Source organism: Streptomyces sp. NPDC127108 (genome assembly GCF_042677545.1).
GTDB lineage: Bacteria > Actinomycetota > Actinomycetes > Streptomycetales > Streptomycetaceae > Streptomyces.
The window spans coordinates 58007-83469 of sequence record NZ_JBHXTE010000023.1; the positions used below are offsets into that span (position 1 = coordinate 58007).

Annotated in this window: 23 protein-coding genes and 2 tRNA genes; 6 read left to right on the forward strand and 19 right to left on the reverse strand. The window is 72.9% G+C overall.

Annotated features, from left to right (window positions below; translation table 11 throughout):
* Positions 1-86: 86 nt before the first annotated feature.
* A complete protein-coding gene (locus tag ACFVHO_RS20805) occupies positions 87-908 on the reverse strand; it encodes an aminotransferase class IV (protein ID WP_385716446.1) in 822 nt (273 codons plus the stop codon).
* Positions 905-2041, reverse strand: a complete 1137-nt coding sequence (locus tag ACFVHO_RS20810; RefSeq protein ID WP_385716450.1) for a chorismate-binding protein — start codon at positions 2039-2041, stop codon at positions 905-907. Before ACFVHO_RS20810 ends, ACFVHO_RS20805 begins: the two co-directional genes overlap by 4 nt.
* Positions 2042-2197: 156 nt before the next feature.
* Between ACFVHO_RS20810 and ACFVHO_RS20815 the strand changes: the two genes are divergently transcribed.
* Positions 2198-2270: transfer RNA gene (locus ACFVHO_RS20815), tRNA-Gly, on the forward strand.
* Between the two features lie 42 nt (positions 2271-2312).
* Positions 2313-2386: transfer RNA gene (locus ACFVHO_RS20820), tRNA-Cys, on the forward strand.
* Positions 2387-2529: 143 nt separating this feature from the next.
* On the opposite strand, the gene ACFVHO_RS20825 is transcribed toward ACFVHO_RS20820, so the two are convergent.
* The 4 genes from ACFVHO_RS20825 to ACFVHO_RS20840 all read right to left on the reverse strand — a co-directional run bounded on the left by ACFVHO_RS20825 (position 2530) and on the right by ACFVHO_RS20840 (position 4753).
* Positions 2530-2823, reverse strand: coding sequence for a zf-TFIIB domain-containing protein (locus ACFVHO_RS20825; RefSeq protein ID WP_380852941.1), 294 nt, complete (start codon positions 2821-2823; stop codon positions 2530-2532).
* A gap of 69 nt (positions 2824-2892) precedes the next feature.
* Positions 2893-3837, reverse strand: coding sequence for a phosphotransferase family protein (locus ACFVHO_RS20830; protein ID WP_385716453.1), 945 nt, complete (start codon positions 3835-3837; stop codon positions 2893-2895).
* Positions 3838-4083: 246 nt separating this feature from the next.
* Positions 4084-4287: a hypothetical protein gene (locus ACFVHO_RS20835; RefSeq protein ID WP_016644343.1), complete on the reverse strand. Its 204-nt coding sequence runs from the start codon at positions 4285-4287 to the stop codon at positions 4084-4086.
* A 229-nt stretch (positions 4288-4516) separates the two neighbouring features.
* Complete coding sequence (locus ACFVHO_RS20840) at positions 4517-4753, reverse strand: hypothetical protein (protein ID WP_385716456.1); 237 nt, start codon at positions 4751-4753, stop codon at positions 4517-4519.
* 196 nt (positions 4754-4949) lie between these two features.
* Between ACFVHO_RS20840 and ACFVHO_RS20845 the strand changes: the two genes are divergently transcribed.
* On the forward strand, positions 4950-6383 hold the full coding sequence (locus tag ACFVHO_RS20845; protein ID WP_385716641.1) for a protein kinase: 1434 nt from the start codon (positions 4950-4952) through the stop codon (positions 6381-6383).
* Between the two features lie 15 nt (positions 6384-6398).
* On the opposite strand, the gene ACFVHO_RS20850 is transcribed toward ACFVHO_RS20845, so the two are convergent.
* The 10 genes from ACFVHO_RS20850 to ACFVHO_RS20895 all read right to left on the reverse strand — a co-directional run bounded on the left by ACFVHO_RS20850 (position 6399) and on the right by ACFVHO_RS20895 (position 20981).
* Positions 6399-7217, reverse strand: a complete 819-nt coding sequence (locus ACFVHO_RS20850; protein ID WP_385716459.1) for a TrmH family RNA methyltransferase — start codon at positions 7215-7217, stop codon at positions 6399-6401.
* Between the two features lie 112 nt (positions 7218-7329).
* Positions 7330-8565, reverse strand: coding sequence for a uroporphyrinogen-III C-methyltransferase (gene cobA, locus ACFVHO_RS20855; protein ID WP_385716462.1), 1236 nt, complete (start codon positions 8563-8565; stop codon positions 7330-7332).
* 199 nt (positions 8566-8764) lie between these two features.
* The gene (gene cobT / locus ACFVHO_RS20860) at positions 8765-13501 is read right to left on the reverse strand and encodes a nicotinate-nucleotide--dimethylbenzimidazole phosphoribosyltransferase (protein WP_385716465.1); all 4737 of its coding nucleotides are present in this window, start codon (positions 13499-13501) and stop codon (positions 8765-8767) included.
* 320 nt (positions 13502-13821) lie between these two features.
* Positions 13822-15051, reverse strand: coding sequence for a precorrin-6y C5,15-methyltransferase (decarboxylating) subunit CbiE (gene cbiE, locus ACFVHO_RS20865; protein WP_385716467.1), 1230 nt, complete (start codon positions 15049-15051; stop codon positions 13822-13824).
* A gap of 392 nt (positions 15052-15443) precedes the next feature.
* Positions 15444-16094 carry a GNAT family N-acetyltransferase gene (locus ACFVHO_RS20870; protein WP_385716470.1) on the reverse strand — a complete coding sequence of 217 codons (651 nt, stop codon included), beginning with the start codon at positions 16092-16094 and terminating at the stop codon, positions 15444-15446.
* A 206-nt stretch (positions 16095-16300) separates the two neighbouring features.
* Positions 16301-17125 (reverse strand): MetQ/NlpA family ABC transporter substrate-binding protein, encoded by an 825-nt coding sequence (locus tag ACFVHO_RS20875; protein WP_385716473.1) that lies wholly within the window; start codon positions 17123-17125, stop codon positions 16301-16303.
* 1 nt (position 17126) lies between these two features.
* Positions 17127-17960: a MetQ/NlpA family ABC transporter substrate-binding protein gene (locus ACFVHO_RS20880; RefSeq protein WP_385716475.1), complete on the reverse strand. Its 834-nt coding sequence runs from the start codon at positions 17958-17960 to the stop codon at positions 17127-17129.
* Positions 17961-18054: 94 nt separating this feature from the next.
* Entirely contained in the window at positions 18055-18849 is a 795-nt protein-coding gene (locus ACFVHO_RS20885; RefSeq protein WP_385716478.1) for a methionine ABC transporter permease, read from the reverse strand.
* Entirely contained in the window at positions 18846-19916 is a 1071-nt protein-coding gene (locus tag ACFVHO_RS20890) for a methionine ABC transporter ATP-binding protein (RefSeq protein WP_385716480.1), read from the reverse strand. The genes ACFVHO_RS20885 and ACFVHO_RS20890 overlap by 4 nt, the downstream gene beginning before the upstream one ends.
* Before the next feature lie 417 nt (positions 19917-20333).
* Positions 20334-20981, reverse strand: a complete 648-nt coding sequence (locus ACFVHO_RS20895; protein WP_385716482.1) for an HAD family hydrolase — start codon at positions 20979-20981, stop codon at positions 20334-20336.
* 90 nt (positions 20982-21071) lie between these two features.
* On the opposite strand from ACFVHO_RS20895, the gene ACFVHO_RS20900 reads away from it, so the two are divergent.
* Positions 21072-21431: a hypothetical protein gene (locus ACFVHO_RS20900; RefSeq protein WP_385716485.1), complete on the forward strand. Its 360-nt coding sequence runs from the start codon at positions 21072-21074 to the stop codon at positions 21429-21431.
* Positions 21412-21939, forward strand: a complete 528-nt coding sequence (locus ACFVHO_RS20905) for a hypothetical protein (protein ID WP_385716487.1) — start codon at positions 21412-21414, stop codon at positions 21937-21939. The genes ACFVHO_RS20900 and ACFVHO_RS20905 overlap by 20 nt, the downstream gene beginning before the upstream one ends.
* On the opposite strand, the gene ACFVHO_RS20910 is transcribed toward ACFVHO_RS20905, so the two are convergent.
* The 3 genes from ACFVHO_RS20910 to ACFVHO_RS20920 all read right to left on the reverse strand — a co-directional run bounded on the left by ACFVHO_RS20910 (position 21936) and on the right by ACFVHO_RS20920 (position 24352).
* Positions 21936-22439, reverse strand: a complete 504-nt coding sequence (locus tag ACFVHO_RS20910; RefSeq protein ID WP_385716490.1) for a GNAT family N-acetyltransferase — start codon at positions 22437-22439, stop codon at positions 21936-21938. The two genes, ACFVHO_RS20905 and ACFVHO_RS20910, sit on opposite strands and share 4 nt — an antisense overlap.
* A gap of 40 nt (positions 22440-22479) precedes the next feature.
* Positions 22480-23037, reverse strand: a complete 558-nt coding sequence (locus ACFVHO_RS20915; protein ID WP_385716493.1) for a sigma-70 family RNA polymerase sigma factor — start codon at positions 23035-23037, stop codon at positions 22480-22482.
* Between the two features lie 133 nt (positions 23038-23170).
* Positions 23171-24352: a glycerophosphodiester phosphodiesterase gene (locus ACFVHO_RS20920; protein ID WP_385716496.1), complete on the reverse strand. Its 1182-nt coding sequence runs from the start codon at positions 24350-24352 to the stop codon at positions 23171-23173.
* 423 nt (positions 24353-24775) lie between these two features.
* On the opposite strand from ACFVHO_RS20920, the gene ACFVHO_RS20925 reads away from it, so the two are divergent.
* Positions 24776-25447 carry a 1-acyl-sn-glycerol-3-phosphate acyltransferase gene (locus tag ACFVHO_RS20925; RefSeq protein WP_234310970.1) on the forward strand — a complete coding sequence of 224 codons (672 nt, stop codon included), beginning with the start codon at positions 24776-24778 and terminating at the stop codon, positions 25445-25447.
* Positions 25448-25463: the final 16 nt, after the last annotated feature.

A 25463-nucleotide genomic window follows, 5' to 3' on the forward strand; every position in this document is an offset into this window, starting at 1 on the left:
GTACCCACTGAGCGCCGCCGCGTCATCCGGTTTTACGCCCCACGCGCCCACAGCGCCGTCCGCCCCTGCCCACGGGCGCTCGTCCCCTACGGGTCGAGGTCGTTCCCCGCGCGCTCGTCGAAGACCCGCATCGCCTTGGCCGTCACCGTCCCTGGCGCGCCCGGCAGTTGGCGGTCGTCGACGCGGTGCACACCCTGCACGTCGCGCAGCGTCGAGGTCAGGAAGACCTCGTCGGCGCGGTCGAGGACGTCCAGCGGCAGATCGGTCTCGTGCGCGCCGGTCCACTCCACGGCCAGCGCGCGGGTGATCCCGGCGAGACAACCGGAGGACACCGGCGGCGTGTGGATCTCGCCGTCGAGCACGACGAAGACGTTCGACCCGGTGCCCTCGCACAGCTGCCCCACCGTGTTGGCGAACAGCGCCTCCGTGGCGCCCTGTTCGGTGGCACGGGCGAGGGCGACGACGTTCTCGGCGTACGAGGTGGTCTTCAGGCCGGTCAGGGCGCCGCGTTCGTTGCGGGTCCAGGGGACGGTGATCACTGCGGTGGAGTCGGGGCGGCGCACGGCCTCGCCGAGGGCGACGACGAGCGTGGGGCCCTGGTCGCCGCGGTCGGAGCCGAGCGGCGAGAGGCCTCCGGTGTACGTGATGCGCAGCCGCCCGAGCGCCATCGGGTTGGCGTCGAGGACGGCGGCGCAGGCACGGCGCACCTCGTCCAGATCCGGCTCGGGCAGGCCGAGGCCGCGGGCGGAGCGGGCGAGCCGGTCCAGGTGGCGGGTCAGCGCGAACGGCCGTCCGGCGACCGCCTTCACGGTCTCGAAGATGCCGTCGCCGACGGTGAGACCGTGGTCGAACACGGAGACCCGCGCGGAGTCGAGGTCCTGCAGACCGCCGTTGAGCCAAATCTTCACTGCGTCTCACCTTGCGATGTCGTTCCGTGTGCCCCGTCCTGCCCGCTTGCCCGGCCGGGGGTCCGGGGGTTGTCCCCCGGAGAAGCACAGCACGAGGGGGACCCTTCACTGGATGCGTACGTGCCCGAGGCTACCTTCAGGAGCCGCTCGGCCTTCAGCTCCGTCTCGCGCCACTCGCCCTCCGGATCCGAGCCCCAGGTGATCCCCGCCCCCGTACCGAACCGCAGCACGCCCTCGCCCCGGTCGATCCAGAACGTCCGGATCCCGACGGCGAGCTCGCCGGTGCGCCGGTCCGCGTCGACCCAGCCGATGCCGCCGCAGTAGGGGCCGCGCGGCGCCGTCTCCAAGGCGTCGATGACGCGCAGGGCGCTGGACTTCGGGGCGCCGGTGACGGAGCCGGGCGGGAAGGTCGCGGCGAGCAGGCCGGGCCAGCCGGCGTCGGGGCGCAGTTCGCCGCGGACGGTGGAGACGAGGTGGACGAGGCCCGGGTGCTTCTCGACGACGCACAGGTCAGGGACGGTGACCGTGCCGGTCTCGCAGACGCGGCCCAGGTCGTTGCGGACCAGGTCGACGATCATGACGTTCTCGGCGTAGTCCTTCTCCAGGAGGTCCGCCTCGGTGCGCCCGGTGCCCTTGATCGGTCCCGACTCGACGACACGGCCCGTGCGGCGCAGGAACAGCTCGGGCGACGCGGTGGCTGTCTCCACGCCGTGATCGGGCAGGCGGATCGTTCCGGCGTACGGGGCGGGGTTCCCGCGCGCGAGGAGCGCCGTGAGGGCGTCCACGTCGGCGCCCTCGGCGACCGGCGCGGAAAGCACGCGGCAGAGGTTCGCCTGGTACACGTCCCCGGCCGCGATGTGCTCGCGGACGCGGCGCACGCCCGCTGTGTACGCGACGCGGTCGAGCGACGACTTCCAGTCACCGGCGGCCGGGCCGCGCCAGGCGCCGGGGACCGGCGCGGGGACGGGTTCCTCGCGCACCCGCCCGAAGCGCGCGCACACCAGACGGCCCTCGAAGTCCGCGGACACCGCCCAGAAGCCGGTGGAGTCCAGGGCGGAAGGGTCGCTGGTCACGTCCAGGAGATCGGTCGCGACGAGGCCGCCGAAGCGCGCCAGAGGAGACAGGTCGTGCACGGCTGCGAGTCTATGGCCGGTGTCCCGAGCGCGCCTCGGGCCTCGGCGAGGAGGTGACCAGCGCAGCACGCTGCGCAAACGCGTTTTTGTACTGGCCCAGGAATCCGCTAGAGTTCAACACGTCGCCGGGACGCGGAAGCGGACCGGGAAAGACAAGCGGACGTAGCTCAGTTGGTAGAGCGCAACCTTGCCAAGGTTGAGGTCGCCAGTTCGAACCTGGTCGTCCGCTCGCAGGAACCGCGGGGGATCTTCCCGAACCCCCGTAACTCCTGGTGGAGTGGCCGAGAGGCGAGGCAACGGCCTGCAAAGCCGTCTACACGGGTTCAAATCCCGTCTCCACCTCCAAGGACGATTAGCTCAGCGGGAGAGCGCTTCCCTGACACGGAAGAGGTCACTGGTTCAATCCCAGTATCGCGCACCAGCTTCACGAAGCCCCCGGCCGTCTCCACGGCCGGGGGCTTCGTCGTGTGCGCTCTCGTCGTACGCGCTCAGGAGGAGAAGAGCATGTGCCCGAAGCTCTTGTGCCGCTTGTGGCCGTGGTGACCGTGGCCGTGGTGGCTGCCGTGCGGGGCGCCCCAGGCGGGCGCGGGCGCCGCCGGGTAGGCCGGGGCCGCCGGTGGGGCCTGCGGTGGCTGATGACCGCTCCACTGGCTCTCGAGCCGGGTCAGCGCCTCGAGCTCGCCGTAGTCGAGGAAAATCCCGCGGCAACCGCTGCACTGCTCGATCTGGACGCCATTGCGGTTGTACGTGTGCATCGGTGCGTGGCACTTGGGACACTGCATGGTCGGCTCAACTCCTCGCCGGTCGTGACCGCTTCGCCGGATGTCTGCCCGGCTGTGGTGCAGTGCACCCTACTTCGCGCAGGTCGGCGCCAAGTCGGGCGGGACGGCGGCCATCCGGCGGCAGGCGTCCACGAGGGTCTCCTCGACCTCGTCGAGGGCCCGCTCCCCCGCCACCGCCTTGGCGATCGCCAGCGCCGCCGTCTGCACGGTCAGCGCGCGGGCCGGCACGTCCAGGGCGGGCCAGGGGTCCGCGCCGTCGGCGGGCACGGCGGGGCCGCCCGCCGCGCGGTAGGCGTTCAGGAACGACGTCCACTCCTCGGGCAGCAGCAGCCCGCAGGCGTACCAGGCCGCCGGGCGGGCCAGGTCCCAGGCCGGGTTGCCGGTGCCCAGGTCGTCGATGTCGATGAGCAGCCACCGGCCCTCGTGCGTACGGACGAGCTGGCCGAGGTGCAGATCGCCGTGGCACAGGTGCGGCGGGCCCGGGTAGGGGGCCTCGTCGCGGGCCCAGGCCGGCAGGACCGCCCACGCCCGCTCCACCGGCGACGCGGCGGGGTGCGGGGCCGCGGCGCGCATGCGGGCCACGGCACGGGCCGCCTTCTCGGGGCCGCGCATCGGCGGGAGCCCGGCCTGGAACCGGGCGGGCGGGGTGCGGTGCAGGCGGGCCAGGAGGGCGGCCGCCGCCTCCCAGGGGGCCGCGTCCGGGTCGTCGCGGTCCACCGGGGTGCCGTGCGGCCACAGGGTGACCAGGCGGTCGTGGAGGCGGTCGGGCCACGGCGACAGCGGGGCGAGGAGGGTGTCCGCGAGGTCGGGGTGGGCGGCCGCGGCGAGCCTGGCCGTCAGGGTGGGTTCGGGGGTGCCGGGGGCGTGCGCCTTCGCCACGACCTGGGCGTGCCGGACGACGGTGGCGTCGGGACGGTCGGCGAGGACGCCGTGCGGGTCGCTGCAGGCGCAGTCGTCGCTGTGGCGGGCCCTGAGTCTGGCCTGGGCGGTCAGGGCGGGCAGCAGGGCGGTCACGGGTCCCCCGGGGTGTGGCTGTACGTCTCGCGTGAGAGTACGGGACTCCGGCGGGGTGGACGGCCCGGTCCGGTGCCGCGCCTCGCCCGCTGCCCCGCAGGGCAGTCGCCCGGGCCGGGAAAAGAAACAGCCCGCGCAGCTCCCCAGCTGCGCGGGCTGTTGTGCCGTCCGCCGCACCCCCGTCCCCACGGGGTTTCATGGCCGGATGTCCCCGCCCGGACCGCTCTTCCGGGCCTGGGGCGCCGCTCAGCGCCCCAGCATCACGCCCACGGACGACGCTTGTGTGACCACTGCCTCCCAGCCGCCGAAGGCGACCGTGAGCAGGGCTGCCAGGGGGAGGACCATGAGCGTGGCCACCAACGGGTGGCGCGTTCCGGAAGGCCGCACGCCCAAGGTGGAGAGCTTCCGCCCCTGGGTGCGGATCATCGTCCGCGGCGCGGTGTCAGCCATGGTTCTCTCCCTTCCTGACCTGGTGGTGAAGCTGGCAGCGGCGGGTGTCTGACCTCGGGGGACGAGTGCTGCACCCGCCGCTTGACCTCAAATCTAGGTCCAACCGGAGCGTCGGGCGTCATGCCCTCGTACCGATTGGCTGGCCTCCCGGAGGATGACCGGTCGTCACACAAGTACTCCCGTGGGTGGAGACGGGGACCTAGGTCTCAGGGTCTTCCCGGAGGGGGCGTCAGGGCCGCTCGGAGCTGTCCTCCCTCGGAACGGGCTGCTCCACGAGAGCCAGGACACGGGTCGCCATGAACCGTGCGGTACGGACCACCGACCCGCTGCGAGTGACTTCGCTCACTTCCACCACTCCCCTGCGGACGGCCGTCTCGACCCTGCGTCCCGCCCGGCTCGCCACCACTTCGTACGTACGCGTCGTGTCGCCGGCGTCCACCACTATCTCCACGCGGTCACCCTTCACGCGATCAATCCCCCTTCAGCGACGGCTGGTTGGGCGGTCGGGCGGCGGCGAGAGCCCGGTGCGCCGCGGTACCTGACCACTTTTCAAGTTTCCCACCAGGCACTGACAATCGGTCGGCCCGCGAGGGCGCGGCCTCTGCACGTGCCCGGCCGCGGAAACGTAAGCTGTGGCTCGTCAGACGGACCGGGCAGCGGGGATGAACATGGCGATGATGCGCCTGAGGCGCGAGGACCCGCGTGTCGTCGGCTCGTTCAGGCTGCACAGGCGGCTGGGTGCCGGCGGGATGGGCGTGGTCTATCTGGGCTCCGACCGCCGCGGCCAGCGCGTCGCCCTGAAGGTCATCCGGCCGGATCTGGCGGAGGATCAGGAGTTCCGGTCCCGCTTCGCCCGTGAGGTCTCGGCCGCCCGGCGGATCCGCGGCGGCTGCACCGCCCGGCTCGTCGCCGCCGACCTGGAGGCCGACCGGCCCTGGTTCGCGACGCAGTACGTCCCCGGGCCCTCCCTGCACGACAAGGTCGCCGCCGAGGGCCCGCTGGCCGCGGCCGAGGTCGCCGTCGTCGGCTCCGCGCTGTCCGAGGGGCTCGTCGCCGTGCACGAGGCCGGTGTCGTGCACCGTGACCTCAAGCCGTCCAACATCCTGCTGTCCCCGAAGGGGCCGCGGATCATCGACTTCGGGATCGCCTGGGCGACGGGGGCCTCGACCCTGACCCACGTCGGCACGGCCGTCGGCTCGCCCGGCTTCCTCGCCCCCGAGCAGGTGCGCGGCGCCGCCGTCACGCCTGCCACCGACGTGTTCGCGCTCGGTGCCACCCTCGCGTACGCCTCGATGGCCGACTCGCCCTTCGGGCACGGCAGTTCCGAAGTGATGCTGTACCGGGTCGTGCACGAGGAGGCCCAGCTCCAGGGGGTGCCGGACGCGCTCGCTCCGCTCCTTCGGGCCTGTCTTGCCAAGGCCCCGGAGGAACGTCCCAGCACGCTCCAACTGTCGCTGCGGCTCAAGGAGATCGCGGCCCGCGAGGCGCAGGGCCTCAGCGATGTGCGGCCGCCCGCGCCCCGCCAGGACCAGGACCGGCCGACGCTCACCGACGCGTACGGCGAGTACGGCGGTGTCGACACGGAGCACGGGGAGTTCGGGACCGGCTCCTCGCGCCCCGGCGGCCCGCGCACCGGAGGCTCGCGGACCGGCGGCTCCCGCACGGGTGGGCCCCGCACGGGCGACCCGCGCACGGGCGGCTCCCGGACGGGTGGCTCCCGCACCGGCGGGTCCCGTACGGGCGGTCCGCAGTCCGGCTCGCGGCCCTCGGCGCCGCGTGACACCTCGCGTCCGGGCGGCAGGCCCGCGCCCCGCAGCGGCACCGGGCGGCAGGGGCCGCGCGGCACGGGCACGGGGCTGCGGCCCGCCAATCCGCGGCTGCTGCGGCAGCGGCTCTTCGTGTTCGTGGTCGTGACGCTGCTGGTCGCGCTGGGGATCGCCGCGGCGCAGGGATGCCAGGGGCCCGCGCGCGGGCTCGGTGTCGAACGTGACGGGCACGGCGGCGTGAGCGTCGTGGTCGTACCGGAGCGGGGGCAGCACCCGGAGCGGGCGGACGGAACCGCGCCGGACCGGGCCGAGGGCGGGCCCCGGGCCTGACCCGGCCGCCCCGGCTCAGACCCCCGGGCGTCCCGTCGCCACCGCGTAGAAGGCGACCGCCGCGGCCGCGCCCACGTTGAGGGAGTCCACGCCGTGCGCCATCGGGATGCGGACCCATTCGTCGGCGGCGACCAGGGCCTGCCTGGACAAGCCGTCGCCCTCCGCGCCGAGCATCAGGGCGACCCGGTCCATGCGGTGGGGCGCCGCCTCGTCGAGGGTCTTCGCCTTCTCGTCCGGGGTGAGGGCGAGCAGGTTGAAGCCCGCCTCGCGGACGCCTTCGAGGCCCTTGGGCCAGGAGTCGAGGCGAGCGTAGGGCACCGAGAAGACCGCGCCCATGGAGACCTTCACCGAACGGCGGTAGAGCGGGTCGGCGCAGTCCGGTGAGAGCAGCACGGCGTCCATGCCGAGGGCGGCGGCGGAGCGGAAGATCGCGCCGATGTTCGTGTGGTCGTTGACCGCCTCCATCACCACCACACGGCGGTGCGGCTGGAGGAGTTCCTCGGCCGTGGGCAGCGGCTTGCGCTGCATGGAGGCGAGGGCGCCGCGGTGCACGTGGTAGCCGGTGACCCGCTCGGCGAGGTCGGGGCTGACCGCGTACACGGGGGCCGGGACCTCGTCGATGACGTCGCGCATGACGTCGACCCACTTGGCGGAGAGCAGCATCGAGCGCATCTCGTAGCCCGCGAGCTTGGCGCGCCGGATCACCTTCTCGCCCTCGGCGATGAACAGGCCCTCGGCGGGCTCGCGCTTGCGGCGCAGCTCGACGTCGGTCAGGCCCGTGTAGTCGCTCAGGCGGGGGTCGTCGGGGTCGTCGATGGTGAGGAGATCGGCCACAGGGTGATACTGCCTTGTCCGGGGTGAGGTGCCAACGGCTGGGAACCAGTTCCGTTACCGGTGGTTACGTTGGTGTGGTCGGGGTGGTCGGGGGTCCGGTCCTGGACCTCGGTCAGGCGGGCCGGGTGGGGTCGATCGCGGCCACCTCGCCGATCACGATGACCGCGGGGGGCCGTACCTCGTGGGTGCGCACGGCGTCGGCGACCGTCGCGAGGGTGGCGTCGACGCGGCGCTGGGAGGCCGTCGTGCCCTCCTGGATCAGGGCGACCGGGGTGTCCTGCGGCTTGCCGTGGGCGGTGAGGGTCTCGGCGATGCGGCCGATCTTGTCGACGCCCATGAGGACCACCAGGGTGCCGCGGAGCCTGGCGAGCGCCGCCCAGTCCACCAGGGACCGCTCGTCGTCGGGGGCCACATGGCCGCTGACCACGGTGAACTCATGGGCCACACCCCGGTGGGTCACGGGGATGCCCGCGGCGCCCGGCACCGAGATCGAGCTGGAGATGCCCGGTACGACCGTGCAGGCGATGCCGGCCTCGGCGAGTGCCTGGGCCTCCTCCATGCCGCGGCCGAAGACGAACGGGTCGCCGCCCTTGAGTCGCACCACCGCCTTGCCCTGCTTCGCGTGCTCGATCAGGGCGTTGTTGATGGCCTCCTGCGCCATGAAGCGGCCGTACGGGATCTTCGCCGCGTCGATCACCTCGACGTGCGGCGGGAGTTCGTCGAGGAGGTCGCGCGGGCCGAGCCGGTCGGCGATGACGACGTCCGCCCCGGCGAGCAGGCGGCGGCCGCGGACCGTGATCAGGTCCGGGTCGCCGGGGCCGCCGCCGACGAGGGCGACGCCGGGGGTGCGGGTGCGGTGGTGCGGGGCGACGAGGGTGCCGTCGCGCAGGCCCTCCACCACCGCGTCGCGGATGGCGGCCGTGTGGCGCGGGTCGCGGCCCTTGGCCTCGGTGGTGAGGACGGCCACGGTGACGCCCTCGCTGTGGCCGGTGGCCGGGGTCCAGGCGGTCGCCGCGTCGGCGTCGTCGGAGCGTACGCACCAGACGCGGCGGCGGTCGGCCTCGGCGGACGCGGCGGCGTTCGCGGCGGGGTCGCTGGTGGCGATCAGGGCGTACCAGGCGTCGGCGAGGTCGCCGTCCGCGTAGGTCCTGCGCTCCCAGGTGATCTCGCCCGTGTCGGCCATCGCCTCGACCGAGGGGGTCGCCTCCGGCGATACGAGGATGAGGTCGGCGCCCGCCGCGATCAGGGCCGGGAGGCGGCGCTGGGCCACCTGGCCGCCGCCCAGGACGACTACGCGGCGGCCGGTGAGGCGGAGGCCTACGGGGTAGGCGGGGTGTTCTGCGGCCATGGGGGCTCCTTGTGCGCCATTCCTGGGGGGCGGGGGGTGTGGGCTGGTGGGGTGGGGGCCTGGGTGGGTGCCCCCCCACCCCACCCGGCCCCTAACGGGGGGGATCTGCCCCCAGACCCCCCTATCGGCCTGGACGGCCTCGTCCTCAAACGCCGGACGGACTGAATCGGGCGGGTGGGACAGGGACCCGCCGTACTGCCTACTTCTCCGTCACGCCCGCCGAGTCGAACGTCGCCACCTCGTGCATCGCCCTTGCCGCGCTCTGCACCACCGGCAGGGCGAGGAGGGCGCCGGTGCCTTCGCCGAGGCGGAGGTCCAGGTCGACCAGGGGGCGCAGGCCGAGCTTGTTGAGGGCGGCCACGTGGCCCGGTTCGGCGCTGCGGTGGCCGGCGATGCAGGCCGCGAGGACCTCGGGGGCGATGGCGCGGGCGACCAGGGCCGCCGCGCCCGCGCTGACGCCGTCGAGGATGACGGGGGTGCGCAGGGAGGCGCCGCCGAGGAGGAGGCCGACCATCGCCGCGTGTTCGAGGCCGCCGATGGCCGCGAGGACGCCGATGGGGTCGGCCGGGTCCGGCTGGTGCAGGTCCAGGGCGCGGCGGACGACCTCGACCTTGCGGGCGTGCATCTCGTCGTTGATGCCCGTGCCGCGGCCGGTGACCTCGGCGGGGTCGGTGTCGGTGTAGACCGAGATCAGGGCGGCGGACGCGGTGGTGTTCGCGATGCCCATCTCGCCGGTGAGCAGGGCCTTGTTGCCCGCCGCGACCAGGTCGCGGGCCGTCTCGACGCCGACCTCGATGGCGGCCTTGACCTCGTCGCGGGTGAGCGCGGGGCCCGTGGTCATGTCGGCCGTACCGGCGCGGATCTTGCGGGGCAGCAGGCCCGGCGTGGCGGGCAGTTCGCTGGCGACGCCCACGTCGATGACGCAGACCTCGGCGCCGACCTGGTTGGCGAAGGCGTTGCAGACGGCGCCGCCGCCGAGGAAGTTGGCGACCATCTGGGCCGTCACTTCCTGGGGCCAGGACGTGACGCCCTGGGCGTGCACGCCGTGGTCACCGGCGAAGATCGCGACGGCCGCGGGCTCCGGGATCGGCGGCGGGCACATCCGGGACAGGCCGCTGAGCTGCGCGGAGATGATCTCCAGCATGCCGAGGGCGCCCGCGGGCTTCGTCATGCGTTTCTGGCGTTCCCACGCCTCGCCGAGCGCCTTGGCGTCCAGCGGACGGATGTTGCCGACGGTCTCGGCGAGCAGGTCGTGCGGGTCCTCGCCGGGCAGCGCGCGGCGGCCGTACGTCTCCTCGTGCACGACCCAGGACAGCGGGCGCCGCTTGGACCAGCCCGCCTGCATCAGCTCCGGCTCCTCCGGGAACTCGTCCACGTACCCGACACACAGGTACGCGACGACTTCGAGGTGCTCCGGCAGGCCGAGCGCCCGGACCATCTCGCGCTCGTCGAAGAAGCTGACCCAGCCGACGCCGAGGCCTTCGGCGCGGGCGGCGAGCCACAGGTTCTCGACGGCGAGCGCCGAGGAGTACGGGGCCATCTGCGGCTGGGTGTGCCGGCCGAGGGTGTGGCGGCCGCCGCGGGTGGGGTCGGCGGTGACGACGATGTTCACCGGGGTGTCGAGGATGGCCTCGATCTTCAGTTCCTTGAACTGCTTGGCGCGGCCCTTGGGCAGGGACTTCGCGTACGCCTCGCGCTGGCGCTGCGCCAGTTCGTGCATGGTGCGCCGGGTCTCGGCGGACTTGATGACGACGAAGTCCCAGGGCTGGGAGTGGCCGACCGACGGGGCCGTGTGCGCGGCCTCCAGGACGCGGAGCAGCACCTCGTGCGGGATGGGGTCGCCGCGGAAGCCGTTGCGGATGTCGCGGCGCTCGCGCATCACGCGCAGCACGGCCTCGCGCTCGGCGTCGGCGTAGCCCGGCGCGGGCGGCTCCACCGCGGTGTCGGCTGCGGGCGCGAGGGGCTCGGCGAGGTCGGAGTCGCCGTCGGTGTCGGCGGCGTCCTCCGGGCCTTCCGTGAGCAGCAGGGGCTGCGGGGCGCCGTCCTGGTCCGCCTGCTCGGCGGGCGAGGACAGGTCCTCGGGCGCGTCGGCGTCGACGGGGACGGCCGGGGCGGGCTGCTCGGGGTGGTTTGCGGGGTCGGTCGGTCCGGCCGGGTGAGGTGCGTGCATCGGCTCGTCGGGGTCGGTCGTCTCAGGGGCGGACGGGAAGGGGGTGCCGTCCTCCGCCGCGTCGACGGGTGCGGGTGCCTCGGTCCCGGCGGCGGGCTCGGCGGTGGGCCGGGCTCCGTCGCGGGGTGCGGGCACGGTGGCTACGGGCTGCTGCCCGGTTTCGGGGGGCGTGCCGGGCGCGGGTTCCGCTTCCGGCTCGGTGCCCGGGGTGGTGTCGGCCCGCTCCGGGGTGACGTCCGCCGGAGCGGACTCGGCCGCGGGGGCGCCGGTCTCGTCCGACGGCTGCGGCGTGGAGTGCTCCGGCGGTACGGAGAGGGAGCGCGGCGGGGTCGGCGCGAGGTGCGGAGTGGTCGGCACCAGGCCGTCGACCGGCACGAACTGGCCGATCGGCGCGGCCTCTTGGACCTCGACGAACGGCTGCGCGGAGCCGTCGCCGCCCGGCATCCAGGTGGCCCCGGCGATGTGGGGTCCCTGCCCGGCCTGCGCGTCCGGCCACGGCTGGGCGGCGTCGGGCGCCTGCGGGGCGACGGCCGCGGGCGCCGCCACGGCGTGCGGGGCGACGAAGAGCTGGTCCTCAGCGGGCGAGCCGGGCGAGCCGAGGGTACCGACGGGGGTCGGGGTGCCCGGGTGGGCTCCGAGTGCGGCGGCTTCCCCGGGGGGTGCGGCCTGCGGGAGCGGGGTCGCGTCGGACGCGGGGTCGGGTGCGGTCAGCAGCTCGGGGCCTTCGGGCGCGGTCGGGGGCTCCGGGGCGGAGGGGGTCGCCACGGCGTCCTGAGCTGCGCTGCCGATACCGGAAGCATCCGCTCCGGTATGTGGCTCGGCCGGGGGCACGGACGAGGGTGTCGGCTCCGTCGACGGCAGCGGCTCGGCCGGGGTGGCCGAGGCGGCCGGGGTCGCCGAGGTGTCGGCGGTGAGGTCGGCCGCGACCTGGGCGTCCGCCGGTGCGGCGGGGTCGGCCGGGGCGGCGGCGAGGGCTTCGGCCGGGACGACTTCCGCTGCGGCCGGAGCGGTTGCGGGCGCGAGCGCTTGGGAGACGTGCGTGACCGCGTCAGCGGGGTGCAGGGCGGCCGACGGTCCCGACGCGCCGGGGACGCCGGGCGCGGGCGTGGCGCCAGGGGCGTGCGCCGACTGCGGGGGGTGCGCCTCGGCGCCGACCTGCGCTTCCGGGGTCGCCTGCGGGGCGCCGCCCGCGTCGAGTGCACCCGGTGCCTCCATCACGCCGGGGGCGTGCGGAGAGGGCGCGGGGGTGGAGGTGCCCGTGGGGCCTGCGATGTCTGCCGGGACCCCGGTCTGCGCCGGGCCGTCGGGCGTGGCCGGGTCCGCGGACGCAAGCTGGTCGGCCGTCAGCTCGGGGGCCACGGGTGCCGAGGAGGCGTCGACCGGGGCGGGAGCTCCCGCCGGGGTGGAGCCGTCGGCCGGGACAGAGCCGTCCCCCGGAACGGAGTTGTCGGCCGCGACAGGGCCACCAGGCTGCGCGACGCCGTCCACAGGGACCGTGCTGTCCACGGGGACCGTGCCGTCCAACGGAACCAAACCGTCCGCCGGAACCCCACCGTCCACCTGGGCCGCACCGTCCGCCGAAGCGCCACCGCCCACGGGGACGACGCCCAACGGAGCACCGCCGTCCGCCGGGACGGAGCCGGCCACCGGAACAGAGCCACTTATCGGGCCCGAGCCGTCCACCGGCACCGCGCTGTCCATCGGAACCAGGCCGTCCATCGGCCCGCCACCGTCGCTCGCCACCGACGCGTCGGCCGGGACCGGAGCGACGCCGTGCCCTCCAGATACATCGGGTACAGCAGATACACCGGATGCATCGGATACAGATGTGACGTCTGGGGCACCAGAGTTCCCTGCGGCACCGGAGTCGCCCGAGACCACGGAGGCCCCCGAGGCCCCCGCGCCCACCGGGACGACCGTTTCTGCTGCCACCCCCTGGGGGGTCTGCGGCTGCGGTGTCCACGGCGCGGCCGCCTGCGGCGGGATCTCGCCGAGCTGCGGCCCGGGCAGCGCGCCCGCGTCGTCGCGCGGGATGTCGAGGTATTCGGGACCGGCGGTCGGCGGGCCCGCGTGTCGGACGGGCATCGGGTGCGGCGTACCGCCCGCGGGGCCGCGGTCGGCCAGTGAGCGCACGGGGCTCCCGGCGCCGTCGGGCACGGCGGGCGCGGCCGGGCCGCGGTGCAGCGGGCGCCGCGTCGGGCTGTGCTGCGCGGCGGGGGCGGCGCCGTGGGAGGCGTGCAGGGGGACGCCGGTGAGGTCGACGGATCCGCTGTCGCGGCCCGACGTCTCGTGCGGTCCGGGCTGGTGGGCGAAGGCCGGACGGCCGGTGCCCGCGACGCCGTTCTGGCCGCTCTGCGCGTCGGCGGTCACGGCCTGGCCGACGGCGGCCTGGGCCGCGTACGCCTGACCGGCGGTCGCGTCGGCGTACGGCTGGGCGGTGGCCTGCTGGGGGGTGGCCTGCTGGGTCCCGGCCCCCGGCCCGAAGGCCGCCTGCGCGACCGGTTCCTGGGGGAGCCGCGCCGCCTCGGGCCCGGGCTGCGCGTGCGCGCCCTGGACCGTCCCCGGCTGCCCGCCACCCGGCTGCGCGGTCTGCGCCTCGCTCCACGCGCCCTGGGCACCCGGCATCAGCAGCAGGTCGTCGTCCTCGGCGGGGTTCTCGGAGGGGTCGGCGAAGGTGTACGCCGCCGGGGCTGGCACGCCCGGCTGCTCCACCCTGCCTGCGCTCTCCGGCAGTCCCTCGCCCGGGACCTGGCCGGTGTCGGTCATGCGTACCCCTCGCCCATCGGTTAGTCCTTCTTTGACCGCCCGTCATCAACAACGAGCGCACGTGCCGCGCGGCACGCATCGCGTACGGTCCACAGGCATTGTCGCGGTAGCACCGCCGCCGTGGCAGCTTGATCGGCCACGGTCCGCTGTGGACTGCGCCACGTCGCGCGCCCCGCGGTCCGCCGTACCACACGCGCCCCCCAAAACGGGCGAGCTTTCCGGACTTTGACGGACACAGACCAACGAATCGCCGGGCGTCCAGGTGCGGTACAACGATCGGCCAGCCTACCGCGCACGGCGCCGCGACAGGGTCGCCAGGGTCACGGGGTTCGGTCGAGCAGCAGTGCGGAGACCAGGAAGACGACGGTCCGCTTCCGCTCCGTCCAGGCGCGGGTGTCGAGTTCGACGGACTGCAGGAGCGCGCACTCGACGGCGTAGCCGTGCTCCGTCAGGTCGCGGCCGAGGAGTTCGGCGTCGTCGCGGGTCGCGGCGTGCGTGACGATGCGCTCGGGGCGGCGGTCGGCGACGGCGGAGACGACGGCCACTCCCCCGCCGCCGACGCGGACGACGTCGGGCTCGGGCAGGTCCTCCAGGATGTGCGGCGCGGTGCCGTGCACGACCTGGGCGTGCACTCCGTAGCGGCGTACGACGGCGGTGGTGCGGGCGCAGGAGTCCGCGTCGCGGTCGACGGCGATGACGGCGGCGCCGAAGCGGGCGGCCTCCGCGGCGAAGGCGCCGGTGCCGCAGCCGATGTCCCAGACGAGGTCGCCCACGCGGGGGCCGAGGCGGGCGAGTTGGGCGGCGCGGATGCGGTCGCTCTCGCCCTCGCCGAGTTCCTGCTCGCCGCCGTAGCTCGCCGCGGGCAGCGCCCAGCCGCGCGGGTCAGTGCCCGGTTCGCGGCCCGCGATCCAGCCGATGTCGTGGACGACGGGGCCGCCGGCGCCACCGGGGCCGCCGATGACGATGACGACGTTCGGGTCGCGCCAGGAGTGGTCGGCGGCCTTGTCGGAGGTGACGACGGTGACCTGTTCGCGCTCGGTGCCGAGTTCCTCGCAGATCACGAAGGTGCGGTGGACGCCTTCGAGGAGCAGGCCGAGTTCGGCGGGGCCCGCGCCGGGCGAGGTGAGCACGGCGACCTTGCTGTGCGCGCGGCAGACGTTCACGGCGCGGCGCAGGGTGCGGCGGTGGGCGACCACGATCGCGGCGTCGTCCCAGGGCATCCCGGCGCGGGCGAAGGCCTGGGCGACGGCCGAGACGGCGGGCACCACCTCGACCTCCAGGCCGAATTCGGGGGCGCGCAGGGTGCGTACGACGCCGAAGAAGCCGGGGTCGCCGTCCGCGAGGACGACCGCCGTGCCGCGGTGGGCGGCGATGCGGCGGGCCGCGAGGGCGACGCTGCCGAGGCGGACGCGTTCGGCGGTGGGCGGGACCTCGGGCAGGGCGAGGTGGTGGGCGGCGCCTGCGACGAGGGTCGCGGCGCTCAGGGCGGAGCGTGCCGCGGCGGTCAGCGGCGAGCCGTCCCAGCCGATCACCGTGACCCGGTCGGCCATGGTCGTCTGTCTCCTGGGGTCTCGGGTCCTGCGGTGCGGGGGCCGCCGCGTGCGGCCACGAGGGAGCGTACCTGGTGCCCTGCCGGGAGGCCCCCAGGCCCACCCCTTCCCCGAAACCATGGGCTCCGCCCCTGGACCCCAGGGGGGTGGGTGTCCCCTTCGGGTGGGACGGGCCGCCCCCGAATCGGCGCTCCGCGCCTCGTCCTCAATCGCCGGACGGGCTGAAAACAACTTCGCCGATGTGGGCTGAAGGTGCATCGAGGCGGGCTGAAGGTGCCGGGCTGTTGCTCAGCCGGTGCAAGTTCGGGCGGGTGGGTGGGAGAAAGCCCGTCCGGCGTCTGAGGACGAGGCCCGCAGGGCCGTGGACGCCGGTCAAGGCGCCCCCGCCAGCGTCAGTTCCAGTCCGAGAACGACGTGAAGCCGCTCTCCGCCAGCGGGTCCGAGACGCCCTCCAGGTCCTCGGGGAGGAGGCTCCAGACGATGAGGTCGGTGCGCTGGTCGATCCAGCCGCCGAGGGGGTCGCCGCCGTTTCTGACCCGTGCTATCCAGGCGCCGCGCAGGACGCCCTCGCTGATGCAGCCGATCTTCTGGGCCACCTGCTGGGCGGCGGTGTTGTCGGCGGCCGTACGCAGTTCGATGCGCTCGAACTTCTGGTCGTGGAAGAGCCACTGGGCGGTGGCGAGCGCGGCCTCGGAGGCATAGCCCTCGCCGCGGGCCCAGGGCGCGGTCACATAGCTCAGTTCGCTGGCGCGCACCCGCCAGTCGGTGTGGCGCAGCCGCACGGACCCGACCAGGCGCTGGGTGAGGAACTCGGTCACGGCGAGGACGATCCCGCGGCCCTCGGCGCGTTCGGCGGGGGCGACCTCGGTGATGTAGGCGCGGGCGTCGGCCTCGGTGTACGGCTGGGGCGCGGCGGTCCAGGCGGTGACGAGCTCGTCGTTCATCATCTCCGCGTACGCCGTGATGTCCGCCTCGTCGAACGGGCGCAGCACCAGCCGCTCCGTGCTGATGGAGATGTCGGGGAACCCCGAGGCTGTAGTCATGCGCCGCTCCGTAAGCTTCATGGGCCTGTCGCTCTGTGAATTCTCGAACCGTCGAGCCGTCGAACTGTCGAATCGTCAAGGACCTCAAGGACCTTCAGGCCTGCCGAAGTGCCCAGCATGCAGCATGGCGGCGCGAGGACGCACCACGGGGTCCGCTCCGGTCGGTGGAGCGGACCCCGTGGGTGGGGACAGGGCACAGATGTGCGTCAGCCCGCCGTGACCGGCAGGACCGACCCCTTGTACTTGTCCTCGATGAACTTCTTGACCTCGGGCGAAGTCAGCAGCTCGGCCAGCTTCTTGACCTTCGGGTCGTCCTCGTCGCCCTTCTTGACGGCGAGGACGTTGTTGTACGGGTTGTCCTTCGCGGACTCCAGGAGGACGGCGTCCTCCTTGGGGCTCAGGCCCGCGTCGAGCGCGTAGTTGTTGTTGATGACGGCCGCGTCGACGTCCTTGAGGGAGCGCGGCAGCTGCGCGGGCTCCAGGGCCTTGATGGTGAGCTTCTTGGGGTTGGCCGCGATGTCCTCGGGGGTGGCGTTCGCGCCCGTGCCCTTCTTGAGCTCGATCACGCCCTTGGAGGCGAGCAGTTGGAGCGCCCGGCCCTCGTTGGTGGTGTCGTTGGGCACGGCGACGGTCGCGCCGGAGCGCAACCCCGTCACGTCCTTCAGCTTCTCGCTGTCGGTGTACACCCCCATGGGCGGCAGGTACACCTCGGTCACCGGCACCAGGTCCGTCTTCTTGGACTTGTTGAAGTCGTCGAGGTACGGGGTGTGCTGGTAGAGGTTGGCGTCGAGGGAGCCCTCCTGGAGCGCGGTGTTGGGGGTCACGTAGTCCGTGAACTCCTTCACCTCCAGGTCGAGGCCCGCCTTCTTCGCCAGGTTCTGCTGGATGTACGCGAGGACCTCACCGGCCGGGGTCGGGGTGGCACCGACGACGAGCTTGTCGCCGTCGGAGCCGGAGCCCGAGCCGCAGGCGGTCAGGCCGAGGGACAGGGCCAGGGCCCCGGCCGCCGCGGCGATGACAGGCCGGCGCATGTCAGAAGGCCGCGACGATGGAGCCGTCGTACTTGTCGTCGATGAACTTCTTGACCTCGGGCGAGGTGAGGAGCTTGGCGAGCTTCTTCACGCGCGGGTCGTTCTCGTCGCCCTTCTTGACGGCGAGGAAGTTGCCGTACGGGTTGCCCTTGGCCTTCTCGGCGACGATGGCGTCCTTCGCGGGGCTGAGGTCGGCCTCCAGCGCGTAGTTGCCGTTGATCACCGCGGCGTCGACGTCGTCGATGGAGCGCGGCAGCTGGGCCGCCTCCAGCTCCTTGAACTTGAGGTTCAGCGGGTTCGACACGACGTCCTTGGGGGTGGCCGCGAAGCCCACGCCCGCCTTGAGCTTGAGGACGCCGTTGTCGGCGAGGAGCTTGAGGGCGCGGGCCTCGTTCGTGGTGTCGTTCGGGACGGCGACCGTCGCGCCCTTCTTGAGGTCGTCGAGCTTCTTGATCTTCTTGGAGTAGACGCCCAGCGGCTCCAGGTGCACCGTCGCGCCCGGGACGGGGACGATGTCCGTCTTGTTCTTCTTGTTGAAGTCGTCCAGGTACGGCTTGTGCTGGAAGTAGTTCGCGAAGACCTCGCCCTGCTGCACGGCGGTGTTGGGGGTCACGTAGTCCGTGAACTCCTTCACCTCCAGGTCGAGGCCCGCCTTCTTCGCCAGGTTCTTCTTGACGTAGTCGAGGATCGCGCCCTGCGGGGTGGGGGTGGCGGCGACGACCAGCGGGCCGTCCTTGTCGCCCGCGGAACCCTTTTCGGAGCCGCAGGCGGTGAGGCCGAGGGTGAGGGCTCCGGTGGCGAGGACAGCAGCGGTGATCTTGGTGGTGTTACGCACGAAAAGTGCCTTTCTCCATGGGTGGTACACCCCCGCGGTGGTGGTGCGGGGTGGTGCTGGGTGTGAACTCGGAGGGCCGAGAGGTCGGCGGGGCTCAGGAGACCTTGACCGGCTCGCGGTCGGCCTCGGGCTCGGCGTCGGCGACGACCGGCCCGGTGACCGTCGCCGTCGTGGCCGTCGCGGGCGCCTTGCCGCGCAGGAACTTGAGCCGCGGCGCGGCTCCCGAGTGACCGCCGCGCCGGTGCAGGCTGCGCGCGGCGTAGTCGCCGACGAACTGGATGATCGAGATGACCACGGCGAGGACGCCGACGGTGATCCACATCAGCTCGGTCTCGAAACGCTGGTAGCCGTAGCGGACCGCGAGGTCGCCGAGGCCGCCGGCGCCGACGGTGCCGGTGATCGCCGAGTAGCCGATGAGGGCGACGACGGTCGTGGTGGCGCTGGAGATCAGCGACGGAAGCGACTCGGGTACGAGGACCTTGCGGACCACGGTCCAGGTGTTGCCGCCCATCGACTGCACGGCCTCGACCAGGCCGTGGTCGACCTCGCGGACGGCCGTCTCGACCAGGCGCGCGAAGAACGGGATGGCGCTGATCGCGAGCGGCACGATCGCTGCGTCACGGCCGATGGAGGTGCCGACGATGGAGCGGGTGAAGCCCATCAGGGCGACCATGAGGATGATGAACGGCATCGAGCGGCCGATGTTGACGACCTGCCCGATCACCTTGTTCAGGATCGTGTTCTGCAGCAGCCCGCCGCGGTCGGTGAGGACCAGCAGGATGCCGAGCGGCAGACCGACGGCGACCGCGATGAGCGCCGACCAGCCGACCATGTAGAGGGTGTCCCAACAGGCCTGCTCCAGCAGGGGCTGCATCTCCGACCAGGTCACTTGGCACCTTCCTTGACCAGCGTGGCGGCGGTCGCGGACGCGTCCGGCACCGGGAACCCGGCGGGCGCGTCGGCGACGTCGACCTGGAGGCCCTGCTCGCGCAGGAAGCCGATCGGGACGACGTTCTCCTCGAAGCGGCCCGGCAGCTCGATGCGCATCCGGCCGACCTGCTTGCCCGCGACGGTGTCCATCGCGGCGCCGAGGATCGAGATGTCGATGTTGTACGTGCGCGACAGCTGGGAGATGACCGGCTGGGTGGCGGCCTCGCCGTGGAAGGTCACGTCGACGACGGTGCGGTCGGCGCCGGTGGCGTCGCCGCTGACCGGGAAGAGGGCGGCGGCGAGCTGGGAGCCCGGGGTGGCGAGGAGTTCGTTGACGGTGCCGGACTCGACGATCCGGCCCCGCTCCATCAGGGCGGCCGAGTCGCAGACCGTCTTCACGACCTCCATCTCGTGCGTGATCAGCAGGACGGTCAGGCCGAGCTGCTGGTTGAGGTCGCGCAGGAGCTGGAGGATGGAGCGGGTGGTCTCCGGGTCGAGGGCGCTGGTGGCCTCGTCGGAGAGGAGCACCTTCGGCTCGCCGGCCAGGGCGCGGGCGATGCCGACGCGCTGCTTCTGGCCGCCGGAGAGCTGTGCCGGGTAGGCCTTGGCCTTGTCGGCGAGGCCGACCAGGTCCAGGAGTTCGAGCGCCTTGCGGGAGCGCTCCTTGCCGGACAGGCCGAGGATCTCGAGCGGCAGCTCGATGTTCGCCTGGACGGTCCGCGAGGACAGCAGGTTGAAGTGCTGGAAGACCATGCCGATGCGGTTGCGGGCGGCGCGCAGTTCCTTGCCGGCGCGCGGGCCGCGGCCCGCGAGCGCGGTGAGGTCCTGGCCGTCCACGGTCACGGTGCCGGAGGTGGGGCGCTCCAGGAGGTTCACGCAGCGGATCAACGAGGATTTACCGGCACCGGACTGGCCGATGACGCCGTACACCTCGCCTTCGCGCACATGGAGATCGACTCCGTCGATGGCGGTTACTTCACGACCGCGTGAGCGGTAGACCTTGGTCAGGCCGGAAGTGGTGATCACTGGGTTTCCGTCACTGTCGAGTGCGCGGCGCGGTGACGCCGGGCACGGGGCATTCGTTCGGAACGCGGCACGGTTCTCGCGGTGGCGATGGAACCGGAGGACGTGTGCGCGGGGCCGGCTCGCTCCCTGCCCGCGTACGTGACTGCTAGGGGTACGTACGTGGCGTAGTGGCGCGGCACAGCGGCTTCGCTTCGGGGCGCGAGGCTCTCAGTGGTGCGGGGGCCCTCAGAAGGCGCACATTCGACACATACAACGAGCACCGGGCGTCGTGATCGCCTCGGTCGCAAGGGTGCGGCTGCTCGTCGTGGTCATGCGGACCAGTAAAACACGCGTGCGGGCGCGTCCCGCCACCGCTGTCCGAATAGCGGACAAACATTGGTCGACAGGAGAGACGCCAAGGCGCGACCCACACCCCGTTCAGACGCCGGTGACGATCTCCACGCCACCCGCCGTGGCCTGCACGGACACCGCCGACAGGTCCTTGACGACGACGTCGGCGGACAACTCCGCCACCTGGTGCGTTGTGGTCAACGCCACGGTGGTCATCCCGGCCGCCCGGCCCGCGGTGAGACCCGCGGGGGCGTCCTCGAAGACCACGCAGCGGGCCGGGTCCACGCCGAGGACGCGGGCCGCGAGCAGGAAGGGCTCGGGGTCGGGCTTGCCGCGGGTGATGTCGTCGGCGGCTATCAGCGTCTTGGGGCCGATGCCGACCTCGGCGAGCCGGGCCTCGGCCAGGCGGCGGGTCGCGGAGGTGACGACGGCCCAGCGCTCGGGCGGAAGGGCGGCGAGCAGGTCGAGGGTGCCGGGCAGGGCGAGCACGCCGCCCGCGACGTCGGACACCTCCAGCTCCTCGATCCGGGCCACGGCCCCGGCGACCCGCTCGGCGGGCAGCAGGTCGGCGACGATCTCGACGGCCGGGCGGCCGTGCAGCTCGACCCTGGCGAAGTCCTCGGCGGTGATGCCGTACTCCCCCGCCCACCGCGTCCAGCAGCGGCGGACGGACTCCATCGAGGAGATGAGGGTGCCGTCGTTGTCGAACAGGAGGGCTTCAGCCTGGATCTTCATGCTCTCGACCCTACGTGGGGGCCGTCGGCGGATCCCCGGGCCCCAGGGGCCGAGGACACCGGGTCTTTTGGCCCGTAATAGGGTCTCGGCATGCTTGTTGCCCTGACCGTCGCGACCTCCGTGGCCGCGCTCGCGCTCGCGGCCTGGTGCGGTTTCGCCGCCTACCGGGACCAGCCGACGAAGGACTGGCACTTCATCGGCATGGGTGTGGTCACCCTGCTGACGCTGGTCCAGCTGATCGTCGGCATCGTGCAGCTGGCGCGGGGCGAGGATCCCGAGCAGGGCACGACGATCTTCGTGGCCTATCTGATCGGCTCGTTCGCGTGCGTTCCCGCGGCGGGCTTCATGTCGCTCGCCGAGCGCACCCGCTGGGGCTCGGTGACCGTCGCCGCGGGCGGCGTGGTCCTCGCCGTGCTCGAGGTGCGGCTCCATGACATCTGGGGAGGCTGAGGTGGCGGTGACGGACGACGAGCCCCGCGCGCGGCAGCAGAAGCAGCCGAAGCCGGAACAGCAGAAGCAGCCCAAGCCCGAGCGGCAGAAGCTGATCACCGGCCCCGGCATCCTGCTGGTGTGGCTGTACGGCGTGATGGTCGTGGGCGCCGTGTCGCGTTCGGCGGTCCAGATCTCGACGGACTTCCACAAGGCCCCGCTCGCGTACACGCTGTCGGCGCTCGCCGGTGTCGTCTACGGCTTCATCACGTACTCGCTCGTACGCGGCGGGGAGACGGCCCGCAAGGCGGCGCTGGTGTGCTGCGCCGCCGAGCTGGCCGGTGTGCTCGCCGTCGGGGCCTGGACCCTCGCGGAGCCCTCCGCGTTCCCGGACGCCACGGTCTGGTCGGACTTCGGCATGGGCTATCTGTTCATTCCCGTGCTGCTGCCGGTGACCGCGGTGTTCTGGCTGCGGAAGTCCCGCGAGCACACCCGGCCCGCGGGGGCCGGGGGTCCCGAAGAGGCCTAGGCGCTCGCCACGTAGGCCTCGGCCTGCGCGTCCTTGGAGAGGGTCACCACCGTCAGGCGGTCGTCCACGCGCTGCGTGCTCACCGGCGCGTAGCCGTGCTTGCGGTAGAGCTGGAGGTTGCTCTCGCTGCGGTGCCCGCTGAACAGCTCGAAGCGCTTGGCGACGCCGCCATCGGAGAGCCGGCGCTCGATGGCCTCCAGGAGCCGCCCGCCCAGGCCGTGCCGCTGCATCCGCGGGTGCACGATGAGCTTGCCGATGCGGGCCGTGGCCGCCGCGTCCACCGTGCCCCGCACGGACGCCACGACCTCGCTGCCGAGCCGCGCCACCAGGACGCTGCCCGCGGCCAGCTCGGCCTTGATGGAGTCGAGGGTCTGCGTCAGCGGCTCGATGGAGTAGTCGCCGTACAGCTCGGCCTCGCTCTGGTAGCAGAGGTACTGCAGTTTGAGGATCTGTTCGGCGTCCGTGTCGGACGCCTCCGAGATGGTCACGCTCATGCCCATGTGTGCATGCCTCCCGCTCACCTGCTCCGCCGGTTGTCCTTCACTCCTTTCCCCACGGGTCCGGAGTCCCAACCTCCTGCGCGAGCATTCTGCGCAGGCATCCCAGGCATCGGGAACGTTCCGGCCCCAAAGATCCTTGTGACATTCCCAACTCCCCTGCGATTTCGCGGTAAGTCAGGTCCTTCGGCGACAGAAGTGCAGCCATGAGACGAGGACAGCGTCCGGGCAGTTTCCGGACGGCGGCGTACAGGGTGCGGTGCCGGTCGGCAAGCAGCAGCCGCTGTTCGGGGCCGCCGCGCGGGTCGGCGGGCTCGGCGGCGTAGGGCCGCTCCCGCCGGGCGGTGCTGCGGGTGCGGTGCGCCTCGTCGCGGACGGCGGCGCGCAGCCAGGCGACGGGGTCGGCGGGCGGTCCCCCGGCGTTCAGATGTTCGAGCAGGCGCAGCCAGACGGCCTGCTCGATGTCGCCGGGGTCGGCGGCGCAGCCGTGCGCCTCGGCCGACGCCTCGGCGGCGAGCAGCGGGCGCAGGGTGGTGACCAGGTCGTACGAGAGCGACGGCCGCGCGGAGGGGGACGGGGCCGACGGGGGCGTAGGGGTCATGCCGACGGGGACGCGGCCATTCCGGTTATCGGTTTCCGGAACGGCCGCGCCTCACCCCAACCGGGGCTTCACGCACCGTCGTTGACGCGGCCCTTCGGGTGCCGGCGGGCCCGGTCGGCGGCGGGGAGACCCGTCAGTCGTCGTTGAAGTCCGCGGCGGCGAGCAGCGCCGTGTCCGGGTTGTCGGAGAAGATCCCGTCGATGCCGGTGGCGAAGTACGCCTTGAACGCGCCGAAGGCGTCGCCGTACGCGTTCGGGTCCGTGCCCTTCTTGAAGTCGGCGGGCAGGAAGGTGTTCTCGTTGCGCATCGTGTACGGGTGCAGGACCAGGCCCTCGGCGTGCGCGTCGCGGACCAGGGTGGTCGGCTCCAGGAGCTTGCCGTCGGGGCCCTTGGGGATGACCAGGTCGAGCGTCGGGCCGATGCCCTTGGCGTACGAGGCGATCCACTCCAGGCCCTCGGGCTTGATGAGGTCCGCGACGGTGCGCGGGTCGCCCGCCTCGACGAAGTCCCACGGGCGCGACGAGGCCGTGGAGAGCAGGACCACGCCGGGCGCGTCGACGAGCTTGCGCAGGCGCTGGATGCTGCTCGGCTCGAAGGACTGCAGGAAGTTCGGGGAGTTCCTGCGGTGGCGGTTGTAGCGGCGCAGGAGCTTGGCGAGCGGCTCCTCGAGGCCGAGGCCCAGCTTGCGGAAGTACGTGGGGTGCTTGGTCTCGATGTGCAGCCAGACGCGCTCGCCGCGCTTGCGCCCCTCCTTCTCCGCCCACCGGAACACCTCTTCGAGGGTGGGGACGTCCCAGCGGCCGTCGTAGAGGGTGTTGCGCTGGCGGGTGCCCGGGATGCGCTCCTTGGCGCGCAGCGTCTTCAGCTCGGCGAGCGTGAAGTCCTCGGTGAACCAGCCGGTCAGGCTGACCCCGTCGACGCTCTTGGTCGTCTTGCGGCCCGCGAACTCGGGGTGTGCGGCGACGTCCGTCGTCCCGGTGATGTCGTTCTCGTGACGGCATACGAGATGGCCGTCCTTGGTGGGCACCACGTCCTGCTCGATGACGTGCGCGCCCATGTCCAGGGCGAGTTGGTACGAGCCGAGTGTGTGCTCGGGCCGGTAGCCGCTGGTGCCGCGGTGCGCGACCACGGTCGGCACCGGCAGGTCGCGGTAGCCGCCGCCCCCGTGGCCCCCGTGGCCGTGGCGCGCGTCGGCTCTCGCCACGCCGGGCGCGCCCACGACGGCCGCGCCCGCCCCGAGCACCGCGGCCCCGAGCAGCGCGCGCCGCCCCGGGCTCGTCCCCGTCTCCTGCCGCCCCGATTCCTGCGTCGCCATTGAGCGCTCCCTCCCTGTGTACCGCCGTGTAGCGCCTTGCACCTGACAAAGCGGCACCGATCGTAGGTGGCGTTGCGTGACGGGTGGGAGACCCGGGGCCGAACGGGTGGCTGACGCCGGGTGTCGAGTACGGCTCGCGGCCCCTTGGGCGAAGGCGACCGGCGCGTGCGCCCGGGCTCGTGGGCGCCGGGACAGTTCCGGCCGTGAGATGCGTCGCGCGTGAGAAGCACCACTCGGACAAGCCACGCAGTTCGCACAGCGCTACGGTCGTCTCGGTGAGGTTCTCTCGGGGGCAACTGCAGGCAAAATCAGGTCAACTCTGCGTATCGGTCACATGAACCCGATGTGCAATCAACGGGGACCCGCGAGTATGGTCCTCACCTGCACAGACTCGTCGTCGACCCGTTGACACCGGAGGACCCGTTGTCCCGTCTAGCGCTCATCAAGGCAGTGCTCGGACCGTTCCTGCGCCTGATGTTCCGCCCCCGGGTGGAAGGCGCGGAGAACATCCCCGGGACCGGTCCCGTCATTCTGGCCGGAAACCACCTGACGTTCATCGACTCGATGATCCTGCCCCTGGTGTGCGACCGGCCCGTCTTCTTCATCGGCAAGGACGAGTACGTCACCGGCAAGGGTTTCAAGGGCCGTCTGATGGCCTGGTTCTTCACCGGCGTCGGCATGATCCCGGTGGCGCGTGACGGCGGCCGGGGCGGGGTGGCCGCGCTGATGACCGGCAAGCGCGTCCTGGACGAGGGCAAGATCTTCGGCATCTACCCCGAGGGCACCCGCTCCCCCGACGGCCGCCTCTACCGCGGTCGCACCGGCATCGCGCGGCTGACCCTGATGACGGGCGCGCCGGTGGTGCCGTTCGCGATGATCGGCACCGACAAGCTGCAGCCCGGCGGCAAGGGCCTGCCCCACCCGGGCAAGGTGACCGTCCGCTTCGGCGAGGCGATGGAGTTCTCGCGCTACGACGGCATGGACCGCGACCGCTATGTGCTGCGTGCGGTGACGGACTCCGTGATGACGGAGGTCATGCTGCTGTCCGGCCAGGAGTACGTGGACATGTACGCCACGAAGGCCAAGGCAGCCTGACGGTACGGAACGTGCA